The organism is Armatimonadota bacterium (genome assembly GCA_037138755.1).
Classification (GTDB): domain Bacteria; phylum Armatimonadota; class Fimbriimonadia; order Fimbriimonadales; family Fimbriimonadaceae; genus Fimbriimonas.
The window spans coordinates 236717-260012 of record JBAXHT010000002.1 but is presented as its reverse complement, the minus strand read 5'-3'; the positions used below and the strand labels follow the sequence as shown (position 1 = coordinate 260012).

Annotated in this window: 21 protein-coding genes and 1 riboswitch; of the genes, 14 read left to right on the top strand and 7 right to left on the bottom strand. The window is 54.9% G+C overall.

The annotated features are described in order from the left end of the window. Position 1: 1 nt before the first annotated feature. The 3 genes from WCK51_11015 to ahcY are packed head-to-tail and all read right to left on the bottom strand — an operon-like array spanning position 2 to position 3439. Positions 2–685, bottom strand: a complete 684-nt coding sequence (locus WCK51_11015) for a site-2 protease family protein (GenBank protein MEI7577416.1) — start codon at positions 683–685, stop codon at positions 2–4. 3 nt (positions 686–688) lie between these two features. After that, positions 689–2005: a diaminopimelate decarboxylase gene (gene lysA, locus WCK51_11010; GenBank protein MEI7577415.1), complete on the bottom strand. Its 1317-nt coding sequence runs from the start codon at positions 2003–2005 to the stop codon at positions 689–691. Between the two features lie 18 nt (positions 2006–2023). Beyond that, on the bottom strand, positions 2024–3439 hold the full coding sequence (gene ahcY, locus WCK51_11005) for an adenosylhomocysteinase (GenBank protein ID MEI7577414.1): 1416 nt from the start codon (positions 3437–3439) through the stop codon (positions 2024–2026). A gap of 57 nt (positions 3440–3496) precedes the next feature. After that, positions 3497–3561, bottom strand: a riboswitch (S-adenosyl-L-homocysteine riboswitch). Between the two features lie 110 nt (positions 3562–3671). Between ahcY and WCK51_11000 the strand changes: the two genes are divergently transcribed. Genes WCK51_11000 through WCK51_10990 form a run of 3 tightly spaced genes read left to right on the top strand, consistent with a single transcriptional unit; the run spans position 3672 to position 6627 of the window. Continuing rightward, positions 3672–5456, top strand: coding sequence for an ABC transporter ATP-binding protein (locus tag WCK51_11000; GenBank protein ID MEI7577413.1), 1785 nt, complete (start codon positions 3672–3674; stop codon positions 5454–5456). Between the two features lie 50 nt (positions 5457–5506). Next, entirely contained in the window at positions 5507–6373 is an 867-nt protein-coding gene (htpX, locus tag WCK51_10995) for a protease HtpX (protein MEI7577412.1), read from the top strand. Next, complete coding sequence (locus tag WCK51_10990; GenBank protein MEI7577411.1) at positions 6370–6627, top strand: hypothetical protein; 258 nt, start codon at positions 6370–6372, stop codon at positions 6625–6627. The genes htpX and WCK51_10990 overlap by 4 nt, the downstream gene beginning before the upstream one ends. 1393 nt (positions 6628–8020) lie before the next feature. On the opposite strand, the gene WCK51_10985 is transcribed toward WCK51_10990, so the two are convergent. Next, a complete protein-coding gene (locus tag WCK51_10985) occupies positions 8021–8410 on the bottom strand; it encodes a hypothetical protein (GenBank protein ID MEI7577410.1) in 390 nt (129 codons plus the stop codon). A 208-nt stretch (positions 8411–8618) separates the two neighbouring features. Further along, positions 8619–9407 (bottom strand): hypothetical protein, encoded by a 789-nt coding sequence (locus WCK51_10980; GenBank protein MEI7577409.1) that lies wholly within the window; start codon positions 9405–9407, stop codon positions 8619–8621. Positions 9408–9438: 31 nt separating this feature from the next. On the opposite strand from WCK51_10980, the gene WCK51_10975 reads away from it, so the two are divergent. From WCK51_10975 to WCK51_10965, 3 genes are read left to right on the top strand one after another with little or no spacing between them, the layout of a single operon-like run. Beyond that, positions 9439–10140, top strand: coding sequence for a hypothetical protein (locus tag WCK51_10975; protein ID MEI7577408.1), 702 nt, complete (start codon positions 9439–9441; stop codon positions 10138–10140). A gap of 36 nt (positions 10141–10176) precedes the next feature. Further along, on the top strand, positions 10177–10956 hold the full coding sequence (locus WCK51_10970) for an HAD family hydrolase (GenBank protein MEI7577407.1): 780 nt from the start codon (positions 10177–10179) through the stop codon (positions 10954–10956). Further along, positions 10957–11511, top strand: a complete 555-nt coding sequence (locus tag WCK51_10965; protein ID MEI7577406.1) for a phosphatase PAP2 family protein — start codon at positions 10957–10959, stop codon at positions 11509–11511. On the opposite strand, the gene WCK51_10960 is transcribed toward WCK51_10965, so the two are convergent. After that, the gene (locus WCK51_10960; GenBank protein ID MEI7577405.1) at positions 11456–12262 is read right to left on the bottom strand and encodes a trypsin-like serine protease; all 807 of its coding nucleotides are present in this window, start codon (positions 12260–12262) and stop codon (positions 11456–11458) included. The genes WCK51_10965 and WCK51_10960 overlap by 56 nt on opposite strands. Positions 12263–12308: 46 nt before the next feature. Here WCK51_10960 and dusB point away from each other — a divergent pair, with 46 nt between their 5' ends. From dusB to trpS, 5 genes are all read left to right on the top strand, one after another. Further along, the gene (gene dusB, locus WCK51_10955) at positions 12309–13373 is read left to right on the top strand and encodes a tRNA dihydrouridine synthase DusB (protein ID MEI7577404.1); all 1065 of its coding nucleotides are present in this window, start codon (positions 12309–12311) and stop codon (positions 13371–13373) included. Between the two features lie 14 nt (positions 13374–13387). Further along, complete coding sequence (locus tag WCK51_10950; protein ID MEI7577403.1) at positions 13388–14341, top strand: glycosyltransferase; 954 nt, start codon at positions 13388–13390, stop codon at positions 14339–14341. Positions 14342–14349: 8 nt separating this feature from the next. Beyond that, positions 14350–15303: a proline dehydrogenase family protein gene (locus WCK51_10945; GenBank protein MEI7577402.1), complete on the top strand. Its 954-nt coding sequence runs from the start codon at positions 14350–14352 to the stop codon at positions 15301–15303. 86 nt (positions 15304–15389) lie between these two features. Then, entirely contained in the window at positions 15390–16295 is a 906-nt protein-coding gene (locus WCK51_10940) for a hypothetical protein (GenBank protein ID MEI7577401.1), read from the top strand. A 22-nt stretch (positions 16296–16317) separates the two neighbouring features. Further along, the gene (gene trpS / locus WCK51_10935) at positions 16318–17319 is read left to right on the top strand and encodes a tryptophan--tRNA ligase (GenBank protein ID MEI7577400.1); all 1002 of its coding nucleotides are present in this window, start codon (positions 16318–16320) and stop codon (positions 17317–17319) included. Here the strand turns inward: trpS and WCK51_10930 are convergent. Next, positions 17305–18438: a hypothetical protein gene (locus WCK51_10930; GenBank protein ID MEI7577399.1), complete on the bottom strand. Its 1134-nt coding sequence runs from the start codon at positions 18436–18438 to the stop codon at positions 17305–17307. The two genes, trpS and WCK51_10930, sit on opposite strands and share 15 nt — an antisense overlap. A gap of 69 nt (positions 18439–18507) precedes the next feature. On the opposite strand from WCK51_10930, the gene WCK51_10925 reads away from it, so the two are divergent. Genes WCK51_10925 through WCK51_10915 form a run of 3 tightly spaced genes read left to right on the top strand, consistent with a single transcriptional unit; the run spans position 18508 to position 23109 of the window. Next, positions 18508–21138, top strand: a complete 2631-nt coding sequence (locus WCK51_10925) for a hypothetical protein (protein ID MEI7577398.1) — start codon at positions 18508–18510, stop codon at positions 21136–21138. After that, entirely contained in the window at positions 21135–22853 is a 1719-nt protein-coding gene (locus WCK51_10920) for a glycosyl hydrolase family 65 protein (protein ID MEI7577397.1), read from the top strand. The genes WCK51_10925 and WCK51_10920 overlap by 4 nt, the downstream gene beginning before the upstream one ends. 31 nt (positions 22854–22884) lie before the next feature. Then, the gene (locus WCK51_10915) at positions 22885–23109 is read left to right on the top strand and encodes a hypothetical protein (protein ID MEI7577396.1); all 225 of its coding nucleotides are present in this window, start codon (positions 22885–22887) and stop codon (positions 23107–23109) included. Positions 23110–23296: the final 187 nt, after the last annotated feature.

The window sequence follows — 23296 nt, the reverse complement described above, 5'->3', positions numbered from 1 at the left end:
CCTAGAGTCCCAAAAGAAACTTCAGAGTAGGGAAGAGGGTGTGCTGCATGTACCAGCCGATGGGGTTGAAACCGATTCCCCGAGGCAGTAAAACCAGAGCCAAGAAAATGTACATTCCTGGCCCATGGCAGAACTTGTACCATGCGTTACGCTGTGGTGGAAGCATCATGGCTCCGACGATCCAGTGGCCGTCCAGTGGGCCAAGCGGGATCATGTTGAAGAAGAACATTCCGAGGTTGTAAATGAGCGAAGAACTAACCCAGAAGGTGAGGAACGAGCCGCCGCCTTGCAGGAATGCAACCGGCTCGTAGATGCTGTTTAGGCTGAAAGCAACGAGGCCGGTCCGGAGAATGATGGCGTAAAAGATCGCCTGTCCTAGGTTAGAAATCGGCCCCATAATGACGCTCACAAAGTGGTCAAAACGAGGATTTCGCATCTGACCGATGTTGACCATGACCGGCTTCCCCCAGCCGATTCCGACACCGGAGGCCGACGACAGCACCATCATAATCGTGCCGATTGGATCAAGATGCGCCAGCGGGTTAAGGGTCACGCGGCCCTGAGAGCGGGGTGTCATGTCGCCCGCCATGTCGGCAAACTTTGCGTGACAGTACTCGTGAAGTCCGACCGCGGGAATGAAGACTAGCAACCTGAGGAATGCTCCGACGAAATCAAAATCCTGCATGACTTAGAGTCCCTCCGGAATGATCTCGCGGGCGAACATTTCATCATACGTTTCAGGCCGCTGAATCAGTGCAAATTCACCGTTGGTTCTCTTTAACACCGTTGCGGGGCGTTGATAGCGGTTGTAATTGCTCGCCATGCTGCTGTTGTACGCTCCGGTTGTAAGGACTTGGATGAGGTCGCCTTCCTTTGGCATTCGGGCTAGTTCAACATTTGGGAACAGTGTGTCCGTCTCGCAATGCCTTCCAGAGATGGTGACGACGGCTCCCTCACCAACTTCCCTCGTGAAAGCCATTGCTCCCGGACCGTCGGTCTGGTACTCCCATTTCGAGTCTCGCAGAAGTTCAACTTGATACCGCGCTCCGTACATGACGGGTCGCGGGTTGTCGGCCAGGCCGCCATCCACAGCGACATAGGTTTTCTCACCAACCGTCTTCACAACTCCTACCCGGTAAAGCGTCAATCCACACTCGGCGATCAGGCTCCGTCCCGGCTCCATGCCGATCAAAGGCTCGATGCCTGCTGCTTCAAGAATTGGGAGGAGCCGAGACATGACTCGTGAGACATATTGTTCAATCGTCTCCGGCTCGTCGCAGTCCAGATACTTAACTCCTAAACCGCCACCCACGTTGAGATAGTCCAGCTCAAACCCGTGCTTCTTACGCATTTGAACAAGCCAGTTGCCGAGTAACTCACCCGCGTTTTCCTGAGCTTCACCGTCCATAAGCTGGGAGCCAACGTGGCAGTGAATTCCGACGATCTCAATCCCTTTCGCCTGAGCGTACAGCAGAGCTTCCTCGGCGGAGCCGTTGGCGAGATTGAAACCGAACTTGGTATCGGCCTGGCCGGTGGAGATCTTCGCGTTCGTCTTCGGATCAACGCCCGGCGCAGCTCGAAGGACGAACTTCGTCTCTCTTTTCGAGAGTGACGCAAGCATATCGATCTCGCCAAGATGATCGATCATGATGTGGCTCACGCCTTGTTCAAGAGCAAAGGTGAGCTCAGAAATGCTCTTGTTGTTCCCGTGCAAGTGACAATGGCCTGCCGGTACTCCAGCTCGGAGCGCGGCTTCGAGCTCTCCTCGGCTGGCGACGTCAATGGTCGCACCAGCGTCATGTGCGATCTTTAAGAGCGAAAGAGTTGAGTTCGCTTTGCTGGCAAAACTCACTTCAAAGCGAGGATATAGAGCGGCAAGCGCATGCCGATAGCGGGCGACCCGCTCGCGCAACCCGGCTTCATCCAAAACATAAAGTGGTGTCCCGAATTTCTCCGCCAAGTCATTTGCAGAATCAGCGGAGAGGCGAAATCGGGAGTCTGGCACCCCTAAAGGGTACCTAGCTCAATACCGATAGGAGTCTGACTTGAACGGACCTTCTGGGGTCACGCCGATGTACGATGCCTGCGACGGGGTCAGCTCGGTGAGCTGGGCTCCAAGCTTGGCGAGCTGCAAGCGAGCAACCTTTTCGTCGAGGTGCTTCGGCAGCACATACACGCCGGGCTTATACTTTCCGAACTCGACGAAGAGTTCGATTTGCGCCAGAACCTGGTTGGCGAACGACGAGGACATGACGTAGGACGGGTGTCCGGTTCCGCAACCGAGGTTGATCAACCGACCTTCGGCCAAGAGGATGATCCGCTTGCCATCAGGGAAGATGATGTGGTCGACCTGCGGCTTGATGTTCTCCCAGGTGTACTGCTTCAATCCCGCGACATCGATCTCGTTGTCAAAGTGGCCAATGTTACAAACGATCGCCTGATCCTTCATCTTGATCATGTGCTCGTGGCGGATGATGTCCTTGTTTCCGGTTGCGGAAACAAAGATGTCGGCCTTGTCGGCGGCGTACTCCATGGTCACGACTCGGTAGCCTTCCATTGCTGCCTGAAGAGCGCAGATCGGATCGCACTCGGTCACCCAGACCTGGGCGCTCAGGGCTCGCAGAGCCTGGGCTGAACCCTTGCCAACGTCGCCGTAGCCACAGACGACCGCAACCTTTCCGGCGATCATCACGTCGGTTGCGCGCTTGATTCCGTCGACCAGCGACTCTCGGCAGCCGTAAAGATTGTCGAACTTAGATTTGGTGACTGAGTCGTTGACGTTGAAGCAAGCGAACGGCAACTTGCCCTCTTCGTGAAGCTTGTAAAGCCGCTTTACACCTGTCGTCGTCTCTTCGCTAACGCCCTTGATTTCGGCTTTGATGCGGGAGTAGAAGGTTGGATCGGTCTTGAGCTTCTCGCGAATCGAAGCGTAGAAAATCACTTCTTCTTCCGAGCCTGGGTTGTCAAGCACAGAGAGGTCCTTCTCGGCTTCTGCTCCAATGAGAACGAGCATCGTCGCGTCGCCGCCATCGTCCAGAATCATGTTCGGAGTCGAGCCGTCAGCCCACTCCATGATTCGGTGGGTGTACTGCCAGTACTCTTCAAGAGTTTCGCCTTTGTAGGCAAAAACGGGGATGCTCGCGGCGGCGATGGCGGCGGCGGCATGGTCTTGGGTGCTGAAGATGTTGCAGCTTGCCCAGCGCACTTCAGCACCGAGGTCAACCAGGGTCTCGATGAGGACCGCGGTCTGAATGGTCATGTGAAGCGATCCGGCGATCTTTGCGCCCTTGAGCGGCTTCGATCCGGCGTACTCCTTTCGGATCTCCATCAGGCCAGGCATTTCGGTCTCGGCAATCGCGATCTCCTTGCGGCCAAACGCAGCAAGGCCCAGATCGGCAACGTGGAAGTCAATTTTGAGGTCAGCAGGGGCTGTGTTCATTTGTTATCCTTTCCTTTGTTAGTCGGTCTGGAAACAAAAAAGCCCATGACCAACTTTCGATCATGAGCGCCGTTTATTCGCCGAGCCTCGCCACTCGAAAGTGACTGCAACGCCCCTCGGCTACTTACTATTATGGCGTGAAGAGCCCGAAAGTTACCAAATTTCAATCAATTTTGAAAGGAACTCTCTCATGCACGGATACCCGTGGTATTCCAAAGATAAACTCTGAGCCATGACCAAACCACAATCTGGGTTGCGAAGACTTTGGCAATACTCCGGACCCCATCGGACCCAGGTTTGGCTTGCTTCAACATACACCACCCTGGGCAAGGTCATGGACGTCGTCCCCGAAGTCCTTATCGGCGCCGTTATCGACGTGATCGTGCGCGGCAAGGGTTCCTTTTTAGCCGTCCAGTTTGGGGTCGAAGATCGGTGGTATCAGCTCGTGATACTCACGATCGCAAACGCTCTCTGCTGGATTTTTGAGTCTTTGTTCGGATACCTCAGTGCAGTGACGTGGAGGAATCTATCCCAGACGATCGAACACGAGATGCGGATCGGCCTCTATGACCACGTTCAAAAACTGGAACTCGCGTGGTTCGAGGACACGACAAGTGGGGGCCTGATGAGCGTGATGAATGACGACATCAACCAATTGGAACGATTTCTTGACGGGGGAGCTGCATCAATCATCACGGTGTTCTGGAATGTCGTCCTTGTCGGAGCGGTCTTTTTCCTTAGCTCGCCATTGTTGACTTTGCTCGCGTTCTTGCCAATTCCCATCATCATCTTGGGATCAGTCAAGTATCAAAACAGTCTAAAGCCTCGCTATGCAAAGGTGCGCGAGGCAGTCTCCGAAATGGGTTCGGTGCTGGGAACAAACCTTGGCGGAATCAGCACGATCAAGGCGTTCACCTCTGAGCCAATGGAATCAAAGCGGGTCATGTTGGCATCGTCGAACTATCGGGAAGCCAACCGCGAGGCGATCAAGTACTCGGCCGGATTTGTGCCGCTGATTCGCATGGTAATCCTTACCGGATTCACATGCACCCTCATTTTCGGAGGCTGGCTCGTCCTGAATGGCGGCATGGAAGTTGGCATCTACTCGGTGCTTGTCTTCATGACCCAGCGTCTTCTATGGCCGATGACCGGCTTGGGCGACACGTTGGATCAGTACCAACGAGCTATGGCCTCGACGAATCGAATCTTTGCGCTACTAAACACTCAACCCAAAATGGTTGAGGGTTCTGCGACGCTCGAATCGCCTGTTCGGGGGGAGATTCGATTTGAGAACGTCACGTTTGGCTACACGCCAGAATTACCAATTCTCAAGGGAATCAATTTGCACGTTCCTGCGGGCGAAACTCATGCGATTATCGGTGCAACGGGTGCGGGTAAGTCGACAGTGATTCGCCTTCTGTTGAGGTTTTACGACACTGTTTCGGGACGCGTCACCATTGACGGGATGGACATCAAGGACTTAAGCTACGCCAGTCTGCGCGGAGCCTGTGGATATGTTGCCCAAGACGTGTTTCTGTTCCATGGCACCGTCCGCGAGAACATCCTGTACGGCCGTGAACAAGCAACCGAAGCCGAAGTCCAAGAAGCCGCGAAGCAAGCCGAGGCGCATGAATTCATTATGCAACTGCCCAATGGTTACGACACTGTCGTCGGCGAACGGGGCCAGAAGCTGAGCGGCGGCCAGCGGCAACGAATCTCGCTGGCTCGCGCGATTCTACGTACACCCGCAATCCTTGTGCTGGATGAAGCCACTTCGGCAGTCGATAACGAAACAGAAGCTGCGATCCAACGTTCACTTGCTCATGTCACGAAGGGCCGCACCTCGCTGGTGATCGCACACCGGCTTTCCACGGTTCGCGACGCAGATAAGATCTGGGTGCTAGAGGCAGGGCAGGTGACCGAATCTGGACGTCACGAGGAGCTTCTGCGGAACAACGGCCTTTACGCTGCACTCTGGCGAGTCCAAACTGGAGAAGCCAACCTCGTTCAGTCATGATCCTGACTCAATCTGATTCATTCTTCGAGACTCGTACGTACAATTAAGTGATGAAGCGCGTTCTTCTCTTTCTCGGAACCAACCTGTTAGTCGGAGTGCTGTTGTTTGTGGTCACCTCCGCGCTGGGTCTTCGCGGCTGGGCCGATTCCAGAGGCATCAACTACGGCATGTTGATGGTCAGTTCGATCATCTACGGATTTGCCGGAGCCTTCATATCGCTTGGCCTCTCAAGAGTCATCGCAAAGTGGATGATGGGGATCAAGCTGGTCTCCCCGTCGGAGTACGGGCCCTTCGGTCAAGTTGCCCGGGATGTCCAAATGCTCGCAGAAAAGGCGGGGCTACCGGCGATGCCTGAGGTAGGAGTTTACGAGAGCGAAGAGCTTAACGCTTTCGCCACTGGCCCAACTCAACGGCGGTCACTTGTGGCGGTATCAACCGGACTCCTCGCCAACATGCCTCCTGAAGAAGTTCGTGCAGTGTTGGCCCACGAGATTGCGCACATCAAGAATGGCGACATGGTCACCATGACCTTGCTCCAAGGTGTTATCAACTCGTTTGCAATCTTCCTCGCCAGGATTATCGCCTGGGCGGCTTCAAACGTGGTTGATTCGAAGCTCTCGGGAATTGTTTACATCGTTGTTAACATCGCTCTACAGTTCCTGTTCACTTTCCTGGGATCGTTCATCACCATGGCATTCTCGCGAGCACGTGAGTTTCGGGCCGACGCAGGAGCAGCTGACCTCGTTGGTGCACGACCAATGGCTGCCGCTCTCAACACTTTGAAGGTTCGCTATGAGCCTCTGGACGCTCCAAACGGATTGCAAACGGCTAAGATTTCGGGCGGTTCGGCACTGTTCAAGCTCTTGTCGTCTCACCCGCCACTCGAAGATCGAATCGCAGCCCTTCAATCCCGATGAAACCCTTGCCTCGGCTCACTAAGGACGATGTCGAAAGACTGAGCCGGGGTGAGGCCACTCGGTCCAGGGCGGGGAGCCGGGGAGTCGGTCATCGGCTCACTGTTCGCGAGCGGGCACTCTTCGAGGCCGCCAAGAAACAAGGTTTCCTCAAGATACCGGTCACCGGAGCTAGGGAGAACGTTCGGAATGTTTATCGCAAATGGTGCGAGGCTACGGGGCAGACCGCCGTTATTCTGGAGTCGGACGAGCGATGAGCTGTTCTCGGTTTTAGGAGAGAACTGCGACGCGTTTTGGTGGGGTAGTCAGGTTCAAATGTTGTTCGCTTTTCGATTTCACCTGGGTAGGGGTGGGTAGGAGGTCTTGGGTCTTGGGGCTTGAGCGGGGAGAGAACTGCGACGCGTTTTGGTGGGGACATTAGGTTCAAATGGGTGCTCAATTTTCGTTTTTGGTGGGGACAAGTGGGGACAAGCTTAGCAGGTTGGGGTTTGGAGTAGGGAGCGGTCAGAGATGACAGCAGCCCCACCGGTTCGCCGGAGCTCACCCTCCACTCAAAGCCTGCCTTTGGGGCAACCTTTCTAGCGGACCCTTCCCCATCGAGTGGGGAGTTTTAGGCCAACCTCATTCGTCGTTTTGCCCGAGCCTAGGCGTGGGCAGGCGAGATGTCCGGAGTGCGTCGGGACATGTTGCGCGCGGTATCGATAATTTGGTTCATCACCTAATAGGCGACGTAAAGCTGGGTTTGTCAACCTGTTTTTTAGAACCCCGTGCTTTTCCTTTCGGTTCTTGAAGGTTATGGTTGGAAACAGGTATGCGGGGGAAGGCTGCTATCGCGCACTCCCAAAGGTGCTCTGGCTCCTTCCATGATGGTTGTGGTCCCAACCTGTGAGGTCACAGAACACGAGGGATCGGAACCGGAGCGAAAGAGACTATGTTCTGATATGATGGAGTATCGGCAGGATCGAAAGGCTATTCACTGGCAAGCTCGTTTTCAGGTGGCTGGACGTTCTCGGCGTTTGGTCGCTTGACAGTGCCACCCCAGCTACTCCTGCTTACTCTGCCCACGCTAATGGCTCGTCGCTAGACATCGAACACCCAGCTTGTCAGTGGACAGAGTATGGAGCAAGCGTTCACCATCCATCTGCCTCGATCTTTCCCATTTCTCCTCAATGAACCGTCTTGTCTCGAGATCATCTATGATTCATCATATCAGAGTAAGGCCCCGAACTCAACGGCGGCAGCTCAATAACCCGAATGGCAATCAGGCTTCCTTTTGGCTGCGTGGTTCTGAGGCGAGGACAGGAACTCTCAGGGATTTCCAAGTTGGTTCACTGGTAACCTGGCTCGGTGAGAGCGTCAATCTGGTCTGGGCGCGGTTACCAGTGCCACCCCGGTTAGTTCTGCTTACCCCGCCCACGCAAGTGGCTCGTCGCAAGTGGCTCGCCCCAGCTACTTCTGCTTACCCCGCCCACGCTAGTGGCTCGTCGAATGGCGAACCGGCTTCCTTTTGGCGGCATGGTTCTGGCGCGGTGAGCAGTTCTCGGTTCTAGGTTTTCGGCGGGAGCTTTGGACAGGACGGAGTCTGGTGGTCATGGAGGATGGCTCAAGTTTTAGCCTGCGGGATCAAGGATCCCGAGGCATCAAATTACGTCACTCTACTTGCGAGGCCTTTTGCATCAACTTAGCAATACCCTTACCCCAACCTCGATCTGCTTCTCCTACGTTTATTTGAAATAGAATCTTTCGTCGTTTTCCACCCTTCTCCTTCGGGCGTAGAGCGAATTCGACAGTATCCCAAAAATCAATTAAGGACGGCTCTTCACCAATACTCTTATCACGCGAAGACTTCTTAAAAGCTTCAAGCCAATCCCGCATCGGTTTACGAGATGTAATTTTTATCTTAGTATACAAACCACTCTCTTCACTCCGTCTAGTAAGTCCAGGACCGTAGAGGGTAATGCTCTCGAGATTCTCAACCTCAACACCTCTCAAGCAATTTCTAATTCTTATATTTGGTGTTCGCTCTTGCATCACAGCCATACACCATAGTGCAATACACGTAATCACTGTGACCCCCTAATATCTCCCAGAAACACTATCTGGACATGATCCCATTTTGAGGTCGGCCTTTTCATAAGACGGTTTCTTCGTTGTCCTAGCATAACTCAATCCCATTGCTTTTTGTATGTGAGGGTGAGCCACTTGCGTGGGCAGGGTAAGCATTAGGAGCTATTGGTTCAGCGATGGCTCAGTTCGGCATCTCGGGGATCTTTACCTGGCCACTGACGATGACGGCATTGTTGATCACTTGCACCTTTTCGGCCCGAACGGCATCGAGGAGGTCTAGGTCTTTTGCGAAGTCGATGACGGGGTTGAGGGTGTTGATGAGGGCTTGCTCGCTGGCTTTGTCGGGGGTTTCGCCGTTCATCATGATCCGGCAGTCTTCGAGCCGAAGTGTGCCGCCGTCGGTTCCGACACGGGCAAGAATGTCGAAGGAGGCGTTTAAGATCAGGAATTGGCCGCGACCTTTCACGCGGACTTTATCGCCCTCGGGCTCAACCGTTACCTCCTGGATTTCGGGATATTTTTTGAGGATGAAGGGCGCGAGGTCTTTGATGAGAATCCGCACTTCTCCGGGGCCGATTCCGCTGCGGCTGAGGCGGATTTTTCGTTTGGATCGGGCGAGGGCGAAGTCGAATCGGCAGTTGGGGATGCTGGCGGTGAACGAGTCGCAGTGCAGGTCTCTCAGATAGAAATCGGTAAGTTTGAGCCTTAATTCTTTCACAGTTCCCTTTTGGCTTCGTTTGGGTTCGGTGAAGAAGGGGAGTCCTTCGGTTCGGAAGTGGGAGGCGGATATTGTTGCGACGCCGATCTCTCCGATGGCGGGGCTGAGCAGTCCGGGATAGGTCACGTTGATGGAAACTTGTTTCTGGTCACCTTCCAGTTTCGCCGCGATTTCTCGGGCTGCGTCGCGCTCGAAGCCTTTGAGGGTTGCTCCGGTGAGGATGAAGAATCCGCCGATTAGCCAAGGATTCATCGTAACCGCCTTGGCGTAGAATCATTGACAGATGAGCGACTCATTCGACGATTATAAACGGCTTTCTGCCGGCGAAGGGCCGTTTGACCTCCCAGATTGGTCGATCATCGAGATATCTGGAGAGGATTGGCGAGAGTGGTTACAGGGCCAGATCACCGGAGATGCTCGTCACTTGACGCCGACCAACTCGATTGGGTTCTGCATGACCAAGCCAACCGGTCAGATCCTCAGCTTCGGTGAGTTGTTTGAACGCGACGGCAAGGGGTGGCTCACCGTTCCGAGCGCTACCGTGTCGGCGATCTTGCAAAGGGTCGAGAGTGCGGTCATCCTGGAAGATTGTGAAGCCAGGCTTCTCGAATTACCGGTCGCCTTGACGTCGATGGGTATCACCCCGGGCATCCCAGGCGAACCTGTGAATCTGATGGCTTGGCGACTCTTCTGGCTGGAGAACAATCAGCCGAACTGGATTTTTGATGTTCGCGAAAAGACCCTCCCACCGGAACTAGGGGAGGATTTTGCCGCTCGGCACATCAACTACAACAAGGGTTGCTATACGGGGCAGGAAGTCCTCCAGAGAATCCACTCCCGAGGACATACCAACCGAACTTGGATTGTCGAGAAATCCGCAACGGAAGAGCTACAGCGGGCGGGGTTTGAGCAGACTAACCAGGCACTGCATCCCGACGGCTACTGGCTTGTAGCTGGATACCAGCGAAATCGGACCTCGGACTAAACGAGGTCGATCACCGGACTCGCCATAATGAAGGGAGTGAATGCCGCCGCAAAAGAACGCCTGTCCAAGGTCAAAGCCATCTACTTCGACCTAGACGACACCCTCTGCGGCTACTGGGACGCGTGCAAAATCGGCCTTCGCGAGGCATTTGACCAAGTTCCGATTCCTGGCGTGACTACCGACCATGCGATCGATGCTTGGAGCGCAGTTTTCCAGGCATTTAGCGGGCAACTGAAGGGCATCGACGAGCTGTACGAAGCTTATTTGACATCTGGTGAGCGAACGCGTACTCACCAGATGCAGCTGACGTTGGCTGCACTTGATATCGAAGATGACGAACTTGCGGCCCGTTTGAGTCAAGCCTATATGGAGCGCCGCGATGCGAATCTGAAGCTCTTTCCTGACGCCATTGACGTTCTAGAACGGCTGTCTAAATCATATAAGATCGGGCTGATGACCAACGGCCCTGCCGATATTCAGAATCAGGAGATCGACACGACGGGCATCCGGAAGTATCTGCAGGCGATCTTCATCGAGGGCGAGCAACGGGTCGGGAAGCCCGAGAAGATTGTTTTTGACCGAGCAGCCGCGGCAATGGGATGCACTCCGGACGAGCTTTTGATGGTCGGCAACTCGTTGCATCACGACATCATTCCCGCGATTCAGTTCGGCTGGGCGACGGCTTGGACCTATCGCGAGTCTGATGTTCCGCCGAGCTCAAAGACTGGAAAGCCCGAGCCGATTCCGACCGAAGGGCCTCTGCCGGATCTGATTGTCAGCCATCTGTCCGAGCTCTTGCCTTATTTGGAGAAGTAAATGCAGAGGGAAATTGAGCTTTTTCGGTCGATTCACCTCGGTGCAAAAAGCTCATTTCTCGATGCAATCTCGCTTGTTTTCAGTTGGTCCGCTCTTGGCTGGTTTCCGCCCTTGGTCGCGCTGCTCCTGCTTCTGCACCCTAAAACGAAGGCTTACACCGCGCCGATTCTCCTATCCTCGCTCCTTGGGGGTCTGATTATTGTTCACGCGATCAAGGACGCTATGCCACGCCCGAGACCGAGCAACCTGAGATTTGCGCAGCCGATGGAGGAGCATCGCCAATCGAGTTTTCCCAGTGGGCACACAACGCTTGCCTTTTGCACGGCGACATCGGCTTTTTGGGTTTCACGTCGGCGCGGGGACAAGTACGTCGCGGTGCTATTTCCTTGGGCTGCAATGGTCGGCTGGAGCCGGGTGTATCGCGGCGTTCATTGGCCCAGCGATGTTGTTGCGGGAGCCTGCCTCGGGTTTCTCGTCAGCTCTATTGTCGAACTCGTCTTCAGCCTTTTCGGCGGCGGCAAAGAGCAAGCAGCGAGCCAATTGCAAGAACCGTAATCGTCCCGGGTTCCGGCACGACGCTTGCGCCATTTTGCACGAGCCAGCCGTTGTATTCGCTCAGGTCGGCAGCTCCAGAACCGAAGAAGTTTGTCGGATGATTGCTGAACTGGAACCAGCTCGAAAAGGTTCCGAAGTTGTCGATCCATGAGTTGATACCGACGAGCTGCGGGCGAGATGATCCATCTTGCAGGAACCAACCTCCTCCGGAGTCGCCACCGACGAGGGCCCCTTGTCCGTTGGATCGTAGCGGTGAATAGATCGACGCAAGGCGGAAGCCTGGTTCCTCAACCATTCGGGTACCTTCAACGATTCCTGTCGCCTTGCGCCGAGTGCCCGCACTGATTGTGATATCGTAACCCGTTCCTGATCCGTTCAGAACTCCAGAAGCCCCAAATCCGACCATCGTAATTGCGGTGTTCGCTGCTACTCTGTTGACGTTGATCTGAGCGTAATTTGTCAGAGTCGTTGACCCGGTATCGATTTGAAAGAGTGTGAGATCGTCGGTTGGATGGTTCTTGACGCTTCCGGCAAGAACGTTGAAGGTGCCGATTCCGGGGAGGGTAAATGTTCCGGCGCCAACATGGCGCGCGGTCAAGACGGTATTCGCTCCAACAAGAACGCCAGACGCACCATTGACTTGCCCCACAAAATCAAAGTCCGAAGTATTTACATCCGTCGGTAATCCGGGAGCAACCGAGAATGAAAGAGCCGAAAAACTAAGGGCGACAAACCCGGCAATGCAACGCATACCCAAGTTTTAGCACAAACCGAACCTAAAGTAAACTATTAGATTCATGCAGTTTCCGGGGTTCAGGGTGGGGGATGTAAAGGTGGAGACCCCGCTGGTTCTAGCACCGATGGAAGACGTGACCTCACTACCCATGCGGCTTATCTGTAAGCGCATCGCCAACCCTGGGCTAGTCGTGACCGAGTTTGTCTCGGCGATGGCGATTCACCACGGCGCAGTGAAGACGCTCAAGAAAATGCAGATTCATCCCGAGGAGCGTCCGCTGGCGATCCAGATCTTTGGCTCAGAACCGGATGTGATGGCAGAGACCGCTCGCCTTTGCGAAGAGATGGGAGCCGATATTGTTGATATCAACATGGGTTGCTGGGTCCCGAAGGTTTGCAAAACTGGATCCGGTGCTGCCCTTCTGAAAGATCCGCTCCTTGCGGAAAAGATTGTTTCTTCGGTTGTGAAAGCGGTCAAGATTCCAGTCACGGTCAAGGTTCGGGCTGGTTGGGATTATTCTCTTTTTGCCGCTCCCGAGCTAGCGAGCCGGTTTCAGGATGCGGGAATAAAGATGCTGACACTTCATGCCCGGTTTGCCAAGCAAGGCTTTGAAGGCGAGGCAGATTGGGACTTGATCAAGCGGCTCCGAGAGTCGGTGACGGTGCCGCTGGTCGGAAATGGCGACGTGAAGACGCCGGAAGATGCCATCAAGATGCTGACGGAAACGGGTTGCGACGGAGTCATGGTTGGTCGGGCGGCGATCTCGAATCCTTGGGGTCTAGCTCGCATCGCCGCGGCTCTGCGTGGCGAACCGCTCCCGGAGGAGCCAACTATTGAAGAGCGAATAGAAACCGCCTTGCAGCACGCTCGTCTCCAAGTCGCGTACCAACTGGAACTAAGTTCTTACCAAGAAGCTCTCGGGCATCCTGAGCACAAGCAAAATGAAGGCTGGGCCATTCGCTCGCTGCGAGGTCAGATGCCGATGTACATCAAGGGCATTCCTGGCGCCGCTCAGATTCGGGCCGACCTTTATCAGGCGAACACCGTTGAAGATGTTGAAAGAGCACTGAGAGCCATCAACCATAACAGCTATGAGTCCGAACACCCCGTCTCGGTGCTCGGCTAAACTTTCGAGGATTAATGAAGATCATCTTTGTAGCTCATGGGAACGAGCCGATTCCGCCGAATGGATGGGGCGCGGTCGAGCAGGTGATCTGGCAATACACAATCCGGCTCCGGGCTTTGGGACACGAGGTCATCCTCGTAAACAAAAAGCGTTGGGGAGCGATTTTCACTACGATTTGGTACTGCTTGACGAAACGGATTGATGTCGTTCACTGCCACTCCGAAAAGCCAATTCAGGTTTTGGCGACCGTGCTGAGAAGACCACTCGTTGTCTCAACTGTCCACCATCCGTTGAACTCAGACAGCCTCGATAAGTCCGAACTGAAAGCACTGCGCAGGTGCAATCACGCACCTTATCACCTGATTCTCAGGGCCGATATTGCGAATCTGATTAAGAAGCGAAATCCGTCGGCGATCTGTGCGGTTTTGCCCAACGGCGTCGAGGTCCACGAATTCCAAACCAATCTGGTCGGTAACGGAAAAGCGGTCTGCATTGGTCGCATTCAAGCGCGGAAGCGACAAGATGATGTCGCGAGGATTCTTGCTCCGAGCGGGATCATCTGCGACATCATCGGCCCCGACTATGGCGAGATAGAACCTTCCCCTGAGCTAAAAGAGCGGATGATCGGTTCCTGGGATCGTGACATGATCCATCAACGTCTTTGTGAATACTCCTGCCTGATCCTACTTTCGACATCAGAGGGGCAACCTCTTGTGGTCGTTGAAGCTTTGGCCGCAGGCTTGCCGGTTGTCATCTCTTCCGCCTGTACCGGAAATCTTGACCTCAGTCAACCGTTTATTCATCTTGTCGAGAGCGACGACCAACTGATCCCCGCAGTGACGAAAGCCATTGCCCAGCGGGATGAAATGACGGCACAGATCAGGCGTTACGCGGAAGAGAACTTTGACTACGATTCACTGGTCCAGCGGTATCTGGATCAGCTCCAAGATTGGCGGGAAGTACAATAAGGGGAGCAATGTCGCTCGCTCGTTCCTTCATCCTCAAGACCTCCGCGCTGAAGCCGGTCGAGTCCATTGTTCGCAAATCGTTTTTGTTTAAGCCCCTGGTGACTCGGTTCATTGCGGGCGATTCGCTTGAGGATGCGTTGAAGGCTTCCGAGGGAATCTTCCCTGGCGGACAACGAATCTCTCTCGACTACTTAGGAGAGAACACCCACTCCGAAGCTGAGGCGCTTGCCGCTTGCGATACCTACCACAAGATGCTCAACCGCATCGACTCGGTTGGGAAGGTTGGAGAATGGAAGGCAAATCCGGTAGGAACCGAGCCGCTGAATATCTCGATCAAGCTCACTCAATGTGGCCTTGACCAGGGAACCGAGTTTGCTACCGAGAACTACCGAAAGGTCGTGGCTCGTGCTGCTGAGCTGAATAACTTCGTGCGAATCGACATGGAGGCCAGCGAGTACACGCAGCGCACGATTGATATTGTGACCTCGGTGTTCCAGGAGTACAAGAACACGGGAACGGTGTTGCAGTCCTACCTGCACCGCAACGACGATGATGTGGATCTGATGATCGAGAAGCAGATTCGGACTCGTATCGTAAAGGGTGCTTATTTGGAACCTGCCTCGGTCGCTTATCCGGAGAAGTCGAAGGTGGACGAGAAGTACGTTGAGCAAGCTAAGCGGCTTCTCAAGAAGGGCTTCTACCCGGCGATCGCTTCGCAGGATGAAGCGATTATCACCGAACTGAAGCGATATGTTGAAGCGGAAGGGATCGACAAGCAGTCCTTCGAGTTCCAGATGCTTCTCGGCATCCGCCGCGACCTCCAGAACTCACTGGTGAAAGAAGGCTACAACGTCCGGGTTTACGTCCCCTTCGGGGACCAGTGGTATCCGTACTTCACGAGGCGACTCGCTGAGCGTCCGGCGAATGCTTTCTTCATCTTGAAGCAGATGTTTAGGAAATAGTTTCGGACTTCGGAACCTTGTTCCCGCTTTAGATACGACGTGCTTTTCACAAGCGGTAACCCGGGGTTCCCTGCTAGAATCCCATTGTGGAAATAGGTGTTTGTTGCTCTCTGGAGAATGCTCGCCTTGCTGCAGCCAAAGGCTTCAACTACGTCGAGGTCTCCGCGTCCGACATGGCGGCGATGGAGCCTTGGGATTCTTCGGTTTACGCGGGGCTAAATGTCCAGGCGACTAACCTGTTCCTGCCTGGAGGCGTTTCCGTTTGGACCCTGCCTCCGGCCGTCGTTTTGGCTCAGTTGCGGAAGTTCCTCCCGAGGGCCAACGAGGTTGGCGTTGAAGTCGCGGTAATTGGCGGTGGCGGGCAACGGAATCACCCATTCACACGGGAGATGTGGGACGCTCGGCCCATTCCGTTCACACCTTGCTCGACTCCGGAGTCTGCGTTTGGCAAGCTACTTTACTCGGCGATTAGTGCAGTCTATGAAGAAGAGCACGAGGCATTTCTCGGTGACTTTGTTGAAGCCGCCTCTGAGCCGCCACCTACTCGCGAACAGTTCCACGAGCAACTCCGCAACGCAATCCGCTCCTGGATGTCGCCCCTTCTTGCTCCCGAGGCACTCAATCGATCGGAAACAAACCTAGGGAACGACTGCGGCAAGTTTGCCACGACCCTGGCGTATTACGGCATCCCTTACACTGCCGATGTCTATCACATCCTCTACGAATGGGACGCCGACGGAAGGGAGGGTGGTTTGGCCGTCCCGAGCGAGGCATTCTGGGAGGCGCAACTTCCTTTTGCTCCTGTTCACGTTCATCTTGCCGACTTACAGGGTCGGGCGGCGCCATCGGCTCACGACCCGATGATGGCAGGATTCTTCCGACGTCTCAAGGCGTTGGACTATCAAGGCCGAATGTCACTTGAAGTCAGAACCCCTTTTGATGAACTCAACGGAGCTGCCGAGCAGATCAGGCTCGCCTACTCCCAGAGCTGAGGCGCAAAGGTATAACCTTCGGGTGAGTACATCGAAGCGAATCCTCAGCGGAATGCGCCCCACCAATCCGAAGGGCGGGCATTTGGGCAACTATGAAGGCGCGCTTCGCAACTGGGTGAACCTGCAGAATGAGGGGTACGACATGTTCTGCATGGTCGCCGATTGGCATGCGCTCACCACTCTGGACGACACTGACAGCCTCGCCCAGAACACGATTGAGATCACCAAGGACTATGTCGCCGCCGGCATCGATCCTTCGAAGTCAGCGATCTTCGTACAGAGCCACGTCAAGGAGCACGCCGAGCTCCACGTGCTGTTCAGCATGGTGACCCCGCTTGGCTGGTTAGAGAGAACTCCGACATACAAGGAGAAAAAAGACGAGTTGGAAGGCGTCGAGCGCGAGCCCTACGGCCTCCTCGGCTACCCGGTTCTCCAGACTGCCGACATTCTGCTTTACCGCCCCTACGGTGTGCCCGTTGGTCGAGACCAGGCTCCGCATCTTGAGATCGGGAACGATATCGGAATCCGGTTCAATCGCCTCTTCAACCAAGAGGTGTTCCAGACCTACAAATACCTCATCCCTGAAGACGAGACCAGAGCCAAGCTTCCCGGATTAGACATGCGGAAAATGAGCAAGAGTTACGACAACTGCATCTTCCTCAGCGAGTCTGAAGACGAAACCGCAGTGAAGGTAAAGAGTGCGTACACCACGCCAAGCAAAATTAAGAAAACGGATCCTGGCATTCCCGAAGGGTGCGCCGTCTGCCAGTATCTCAAGATCTACTCGCCCGATTGGGAAACCCTTTGGGATGAAGATCGGAAAGGCGAGCGCGGCTGTATGCAAAACAAAACGGCTTGCATCGAGGCCATCAATGAATACTTCCGCCCAATTCGCGAGCGGAGAAACGCCTTGAGCAACGATGACGTCCACGACATCCTCAAAGAGGGCGCGAAGAAGGCTCGGGAAGTCGCTGGTCAAACGATGGCAGATGTCAGGTCAGCGATGGGACTACTTGGCGGGTAGCCGAGTAAGAAGGGTTGAAGTTCGTTCGCGGTCATCTCCGGTGACCAGAGATGTGGCAATGATGTCGCCTCGACGGTTCACCAACTCGGCGAACGAAAAATGGCCGCCTAACGGCCATTGCGGGTGTCGACGGAGATCGTAAGGGATTCCGTCCCTCCATACCGTTGGCACCAGATCAACACTACCAATCTGCAGCGCTCCAAACATGAGTCCGTCTTCCGAAATCTTCTGGATCATGACCCCATCGAATCCCGGTGGAGGAAGAATTTCCTTCCAAGCGCCTTTTTCGGACCGGAACGCGCGATTGACTGCTGTAGATGATTTTGTGCAAACGGTTAGGACAGAGGCCCCGTTTGTGGTCGTGACAAGCTTTGGGACGCCGATCTTACCAACCGCCGCAATGTCAACCTCCTCGACATTTTGACCGCGAAACAGGTGGAATTCAGGCTTTCGTGCTGAGTTCCGCACCTCCCAAGTCCAAAGCTCGTCTCGATCATCAACCTGCCCCAACAGGAGCTGATTTTGGGACTGAAGCACAGTCTTCGTCGGCTTGCCCTCGCGAACAATATTGATAGAATTCGTTTTCGCGGAGTACTCGTAACTCACCATCGCTCCGTCCTCAAGAAACCTTCGCGAGGTGCCATAAGGACCTGAGTTGGGCGCGAGGAGTTCGGACAGCGTAAGTCGAACATTGACCCGCCTTCCGAACCCTAATCGGGAGGGATTCACTCGAAACTTGAAAAGTCGTCCCCGTTGAGATAAGGCAAATCGAGTTGCGGGATCATCGGACGGGAGCTTTTTGAATGATTTGCTTGCACTCAGGTAGCTGTAGGTTCTTTCACCTGTACTCTCGTCGAGTTCAGATTCCAAAACTGATCCGTCATCCGCAAGGTCAACCGTGCCGGTCGGGGTGACCCGTATGGATTTGAACTTCAAGAAAGTCGGACTCTCCAGCTTCGGCGGCGTGAGAGTCGGCGTTGGTCCGGCTGAAGTCTTCTCTGGATTCGCTGAACTTGGCTGTATTGGAACGACCGACAGTCGCCACCGCCCAAACGCCGAGATGGTCGCCACGAGCAGGCAAACCGACGCTATCATCCGATACTTGCCGGCAACCTCCATCATAAGATTCTGACGAAACCTTGCCGCCAAACGTCACCACGCGTTTGCTACTCGCTAAAATGCTGGGTAGTGAAACGTTTTTGGCTTCTCGGATTGTTGCTTAGCGGGTCGGCTTTTGGGCAGATGACTCCGGGAGAGAAGACAGCGATTGGGCAAGCTCTCCAGATTGCCGTGCTTTCTGAAGACGATCTCAGTTTTGCTCGCCAGAGCCGACCGTATCCGGTTTCACCTCCGATTGTCGGTACGTGTCTCGCTCGCCCGGTCGCGGCAATCGGGACTCTTTTGGGCCTCCATGAGAAAACTGATCCGAGCCTCAAACTGTTTTTGAAACAAGCTTTCACCGCGATTTATGGCGATCCACCGTCTACTTTGGTCGCTACCGAACAGGTCTTGATTCCTCCGACCGTCGAACTTCCGGAGAAACTCCGTGGGCCCGTCGCCGATCTACTCAGTTCCATCGCCAGCGCGAACGCCAAAATACGTCAAGCCCTTTCTAAGCTCACTCCGGATGAGAAGCGAGGGCTGATTGAGTCTCTTCCTACCTGGGCGGCCCAAGGAACCGATATCAAGTTTGAGTTCATCACCAAGCCACGAATGACCTCGATGGCGCTCGACAGCGCACTCGCGAAAGTAGAGCTAGGCACAATTCGGGAGGCGGCTCAGGAACTCTCAGCGGCAACCGAAGCCGCCGTTCCGACCCTTCGTCAAGCGGCAAAGGAGGGTTGGAAGGGATCGGTGACGTTTGCCGTGAGCGGAATTCCGGTCGAGATCTGCGGATCAGGCGACGACGACCACAGTGCTCTGGCCTCCGGTCTCTGCATCGACCTCGGCGGTCGCAATCGCTACAAAGGCCGCTACGGAGCGGGGATCGGCTACGCATCGGTCCTCATCGACCTGGGTAACGACACAAAAGCTGATTTTGTCGATGCCGCAGGCGGAGCGGGAGTGCTCGGCATCGGTATCGCTCATTTCCTTGGAGTTCGCCCCGATCTCTACGGAAAGTCACTTTCTTACGGAGCCGCGGCTGGCGGAGTTGGAATCGCGGTTGTCGAACAACAGTGCCGTATTGAGAGCCGTTCGTTGGGCCAGGGTTTCGGGATCGCTGGCTTCGGAGCTTTGGTGCTTGGAAAGGGCTCCGATACTTTAAAGCTTGGCTACTTGGGCCAGGGTGCCGGAATGCTCGGCGGAACCGGATGGCTTATCAACCACGGCGGCAATGACCGCTACCGGGCTGGCGGGCTGGTGCCGGACAGCACCAACCCAGGGGGGTTCATCTGCCGCGCCCAGGGCTACGCAGGGTTAATGCCGGGAGGCCTTGGGTTATTGACCGACCTCGGTGGAGACGACCTTTACGAAGCAGGAACGGACTCGCAAGGTTCGGCTCGTGCGTTCGGGATCGGCTCCATTTACGATGCCGCAGGAAATGACACCTACCTTGCGCTAACTCAATCGCAGGCTTCGGCAACCGGCGAAGGGGTCGCCGCACAGTTCGACCTCGAAGGCGACGATACCTACGTGGTTCGGAAAGGTGCCTGCCACTCCTTTGCTACGGACCGATCCGTTGCAATCCTTATCGACCGGGAAGGGGACGATCTCTATGCCGCCCGGGATAGCCGCCCTGCATTGGCGCAAGAAGGCTCGGTGGCGATTTTCCTTGATGAGGCAGGATCAGATCGTTACGCCGGTCCAGTTGGCATTGGGGTGTTGGTTAACGGACGCCCAGGGATCGCCCTGTTTGTCAACCTGGGTGGGGACGACGCGTTTGCCGATGGCCCCTTGCCAGGAACCGCTAGTTCGTCTGGCTCTCAAGGTATCAGCTTTGCGGCTGAGGACGGAGCTACCAAGGATCCAGTGCCGGTGAAACCTGGTTCTCTTTCGGCGAAAGCTGAGGAGATCGACTCCCTTTGGGAACAAGTGCGCTCGGGCGGAGCGCGGTCTGCGCCTTCGGCACGCAAGTTGGCGGAGATAGGCGCACCTGCCCTGGATCGTTTTTGTACCCAGTTTGCAGGAACCGCTCCAACGCCCATGATTAAGGTTGCCGCCGCATTGGTTCTGAATGAGCCAGCCGCAAAGGCGACCTTGGTCGAGCAGTTCGGAAAGGCGAGCCCCTTCGCGCGGGCATCCCTCTATCAAGTTGCGACTTTGGCAAAGCTGATTGAACTCAAAGGCACCGTATCGGACGGTCTCAAGAACGATGTGACGCGGCGAGCGGCGGTTCGTTACGCAGCCGTCGCGGGAGCTAAAGATGCGGTCGATCAAATTTCGGGAATCGTGCTCAGCGGCGACGCGATCACGGCGGAGGATGCGATGATCGCACTGGCCGCACTCGCCGATGACTCCATGGCACCGACGATGGAGGCATTGCTCACAAATCAGAACTTGGTGATTCGTCGAGCAGCGCTGGGATTCTTATCGAAGTCGTCGAGGCGGATGGCTTTGGGCCAGTCTCTGTTGTCGCGTTCCGACGAGAGGTCATTGCTACTGGGAGTGGAGTTGATGGGCTTGGTTGGAACGCCTGAGGCGTTGCAAATGGCGGGCTCTGGGCTGAATTCCAACTCGACGGCTGTTCGCATTAAAGCGTTGCATACGCTGAACGGCCGAGTTCCGACGGGCTACCGACAGCGAGTTCTGGAACTGATCAACGACCAAAACGCGTTGGTTTCGATGGTGGCGAAAGGCGTGGACTTGGGGCGGCAGTGAACAGAGGGTTGGGAGTTTGGAGGTGGGGGTTAGGGACCCTGAGTTTGTTGCTTGTGGGTTGCGGTTCAAAGATCGGTTCTTCCACCGCTGAGTCAAAGCCACTTCCTGAGTACTTGGCGACGACGGGGACTTTTCGAGTGACCGAGATCGACGAATCGGGCTTCACCGTTTTGCTGCCGAGTTCATTTCAATCTAGTGGTGAAGAGAAACTGGAGTTTCGCCGCCAGCGAGTGTACGTTCCGACAAAACTTCCTCCGATGTCAACATGGAAGATCCTCGACCCCACAAGCAATTTTCCTAAGTACTTAGCCGGGGATGCAACGATTGAGATTTCGGAAGAGATGGTTGAGGATCCGGAGGGCCGTTACCTTGACTTCGTGTTTCGTGCAAGCTACCAATCAGCTGATGCAATGCCGCTAATTGATCGAGAGAGCCTGACTAGGAATCCTGCAGATTCCGTCAGAGTTGAAACTACCGAGAACACCATCTCGGTGAGCTTCCGGACTCCATCGAGCGAATTGCCAGTTATCGCCGTCGACCTCGAAGGCCCCCTGGAAGACCAACGCTTCATTCGAACCATAGTAAACCGAATCACTAGTGAGTCTGTACGACAAGTGCTGCCAGTAGCAAAGCATGGCTTTGCACCGTTCGGACTCAACAACTCCTTCTACTTCGGGCACACATTCTGGGATATGGATGTTTGGGTGTTGCCTTCGATGCTGTTTTTGCAACCCGATGCAGTTCGCCAGATGAACCAGTACCGGCTGGATCGAGCCGCGCAGGCGGAGAAGAATGCGGCGGAGTTCTTCAAGAAATCAAACAGCGGAATGATGTTTCCCTGGGAGTCGTCGGTCAGTGGAAAGGAAACGGTTCGCGCTTCTAGTGTGAAGGAGCATCACATTTCCGGCTCGGTCCTGTGGGGGCTGAATCTGAGCGAAAAGGCTGGGATTTCGAGTTCCAGTGAGGTCGGAAAAGTCGCCAGTGGTGTCTCTCGATTCTTTGATGCAAGGTCAGTAACCGGCCCGAATGGCCGAGAAATTAAGGATGTGATGTCGCCCGATGAGAACCACATTGGTGACAACGATCTGTACACCAACTTACTTGCCCAGTGGGCAATGAACGGGCGCAAGTGGGAAGGGCCCGCTAAGTTCAGGCTTCCGAAAGACGAAACTTCCTTCCTGACCTACGACGACGATAAGCTACGTAGCTATAAACAGGCCGCCGCGGTCCTCTCTATTTTCCCGCTCCAGTACCCCGAGGCGGAGAAGCAAGCTAGAACCATGATGGAGCGGTTTGAAGGCAAGGTCAGCAAGAACGGGCCGGCGATGAGCGATGCCATTCATGCCACGATTTGGGCGCGCCTTGGAGAGAAGCAGAAAGCTTACGACGCCTGGAAGCGCTCCTGGGAGCCGTTTGTGAAGGGGCCGCAGATGATGTTCAGCGAGAAGCGGTCTTCTGAGCGAACCTACTTCTATACCGGGGCGGCGGGTTGTCTTAACACCGTTGTCTACGGATTCGCCGGGTTCAGATTCGACGAAAAGCCCTTGGAGGGTGCGGTTTGGAAGAAGCAGCTCAAATCGGGCTGGTGGCTAAGCTGCAAGCCTTGCTTGCCACCAAAGTGGAAGAGCTTGACGATTAGTCCGATGGTGATCGACGGTCAGAGGTTTTCGGTAGAAATCACGCCGGAGAAGGTGAATATCCAGCCTTCGGTATAGGTTTACACAGAATCTGTGGCACAATGTTTGTGTGAAGAATATTACATTGAGTTTGCCTGACGATTTGTATGAGAGAGTGAAGGCGGCCGCGCACGAGAAGAAGACCTCCGTCAACGGTTATGTAAACGTGCTCCTGGCGGCCAAGCTTACAATGTCTCCTCAAGAGTGGCTGGACAATCACTACGTCCATATTCAGGAGTTCAAAGTGTCTTACGGAAAGAAGATCACTCGAGAGGAAATCTATGAGGAAGATTGACTGTGCCTTTCTAGACACTAATGTTCTGATCTACTGGGCGGATGTCTCAGCCGGGTCGAAACACATTAGAGCAAGAGAGATTCTTAATGATCCCACTTTCCTCAAGAGAATTTCTCCGCAAGTGCTGACGGAGTTTTGTCGGGTTATGGTCCGAAAAGCAGGGGTGCCTATTTTTAGTCTGATCCCA

What these genes read in the sequence shown, in the direction of transcription:
- WCK51_11015 (MEI7577416.1), bottom strand. Translation starts at nt 685, where the DNA reads ATGCAGGATTTTGATTTCGTCGGAGCATTCCTCAGGTTGCTAGTCTTC.
- ahcY (MEI7577414.1), bottom strand. Translation starts at nt 3,439, where the DNA reads ATGAACACAGCCCCTGCTGACCTCAAAATTGACTTCCACGTTGCCGAT.
- WCK51_11000 (MEI7577413.1), top strand. Translation starts at nt 3,672, where the DNA reads ATGACCAAACCACAATCTGGGTTGCGAAGACTTTGGCAATACTCCGGA.
- htpX (MEI7577412.1), top strand. Translation starts at nt 5,507, where the DNA reads ATGAAGCGCGTTCTTCTCTTTCTCGGAACCAACCTGTTAGTCGGAGTG.
- WCK51_10990 (MEI7577411.1), top strand. Translation starts at nt 6,370, where the DNA reads ATGAAACCCTTGCCTCGGCTCACTAAGGACGATGTCGAAAGACTGAGC.
- WCK51_10985 (MEI7577410.1), bottom strand. Translation starts at nt 8,410, where the DNA reads ATGGCTGTGATGCAAGAGCGAACACCAAATATAAGAATTAGAAATTGC.
- WCK51_10980 (MEI7577409.1), bottom strand. Translation starts at nt 9,407, where the DNA reads ATGAATCCTTGGCTAATCGGCGGATTCTTCATCCTCACCGGAGCAACC.
- WCK51_10975 (MEI7577408.1), top strand. Translation starts at nt 9,439, where the DNA reads ATGAGCGACTCATTCGACGATTATAAACGGCTTTCTGCCGGCGAAGGG.
- WCK51_10965 (MEI7577406.1), top strand. Translation starts at nt 10,957, where the DNA reads ATGCAGAGGGAAATTGAGCTTTTTCGGTCGATTCACCTCGGTGCAAAA.
- WCK51_10960 (MEI7577405.1), bottom strand. Translation starts at nt 12,262, where the DNA reads ATGCGTTGCATTGCCGGGTTTGTCGCCCTTAGTTTTTCGGCTCTTTCA.
- dusB (MEI7577404.1), top strand. Translation starts at nt 12,309, where the DNA reads ATGCAGTTTCCGGGGTTCAGGGTGGGGGATGTAAAGGTGGAGACCCCG.
- WCK51_10950 (MEI7577403.1), top strand. Translation starts at nt 13,388, where the DNA reads ATGAAGATCATCTTTGTAGCTCATGGGAACGAGCCGATTCCGCCGAAT.
- WCK51_10945 (MEI7577402.1), top strand. Translation starts at nt 14,350, where the DNA reads ATGTCGCTCGCTCGTTCCTTCATCCTCAAGACCTCCGCGCTGAAGCCG.
- WCK51_10930 (MEI7577399.1), bottom strand. Translation starts at nt 18,438, where the DNA reads ATGGAGGTTGCCGGCAAGTATCGGATGATAGCGTCGGTTTGCCTGCTC.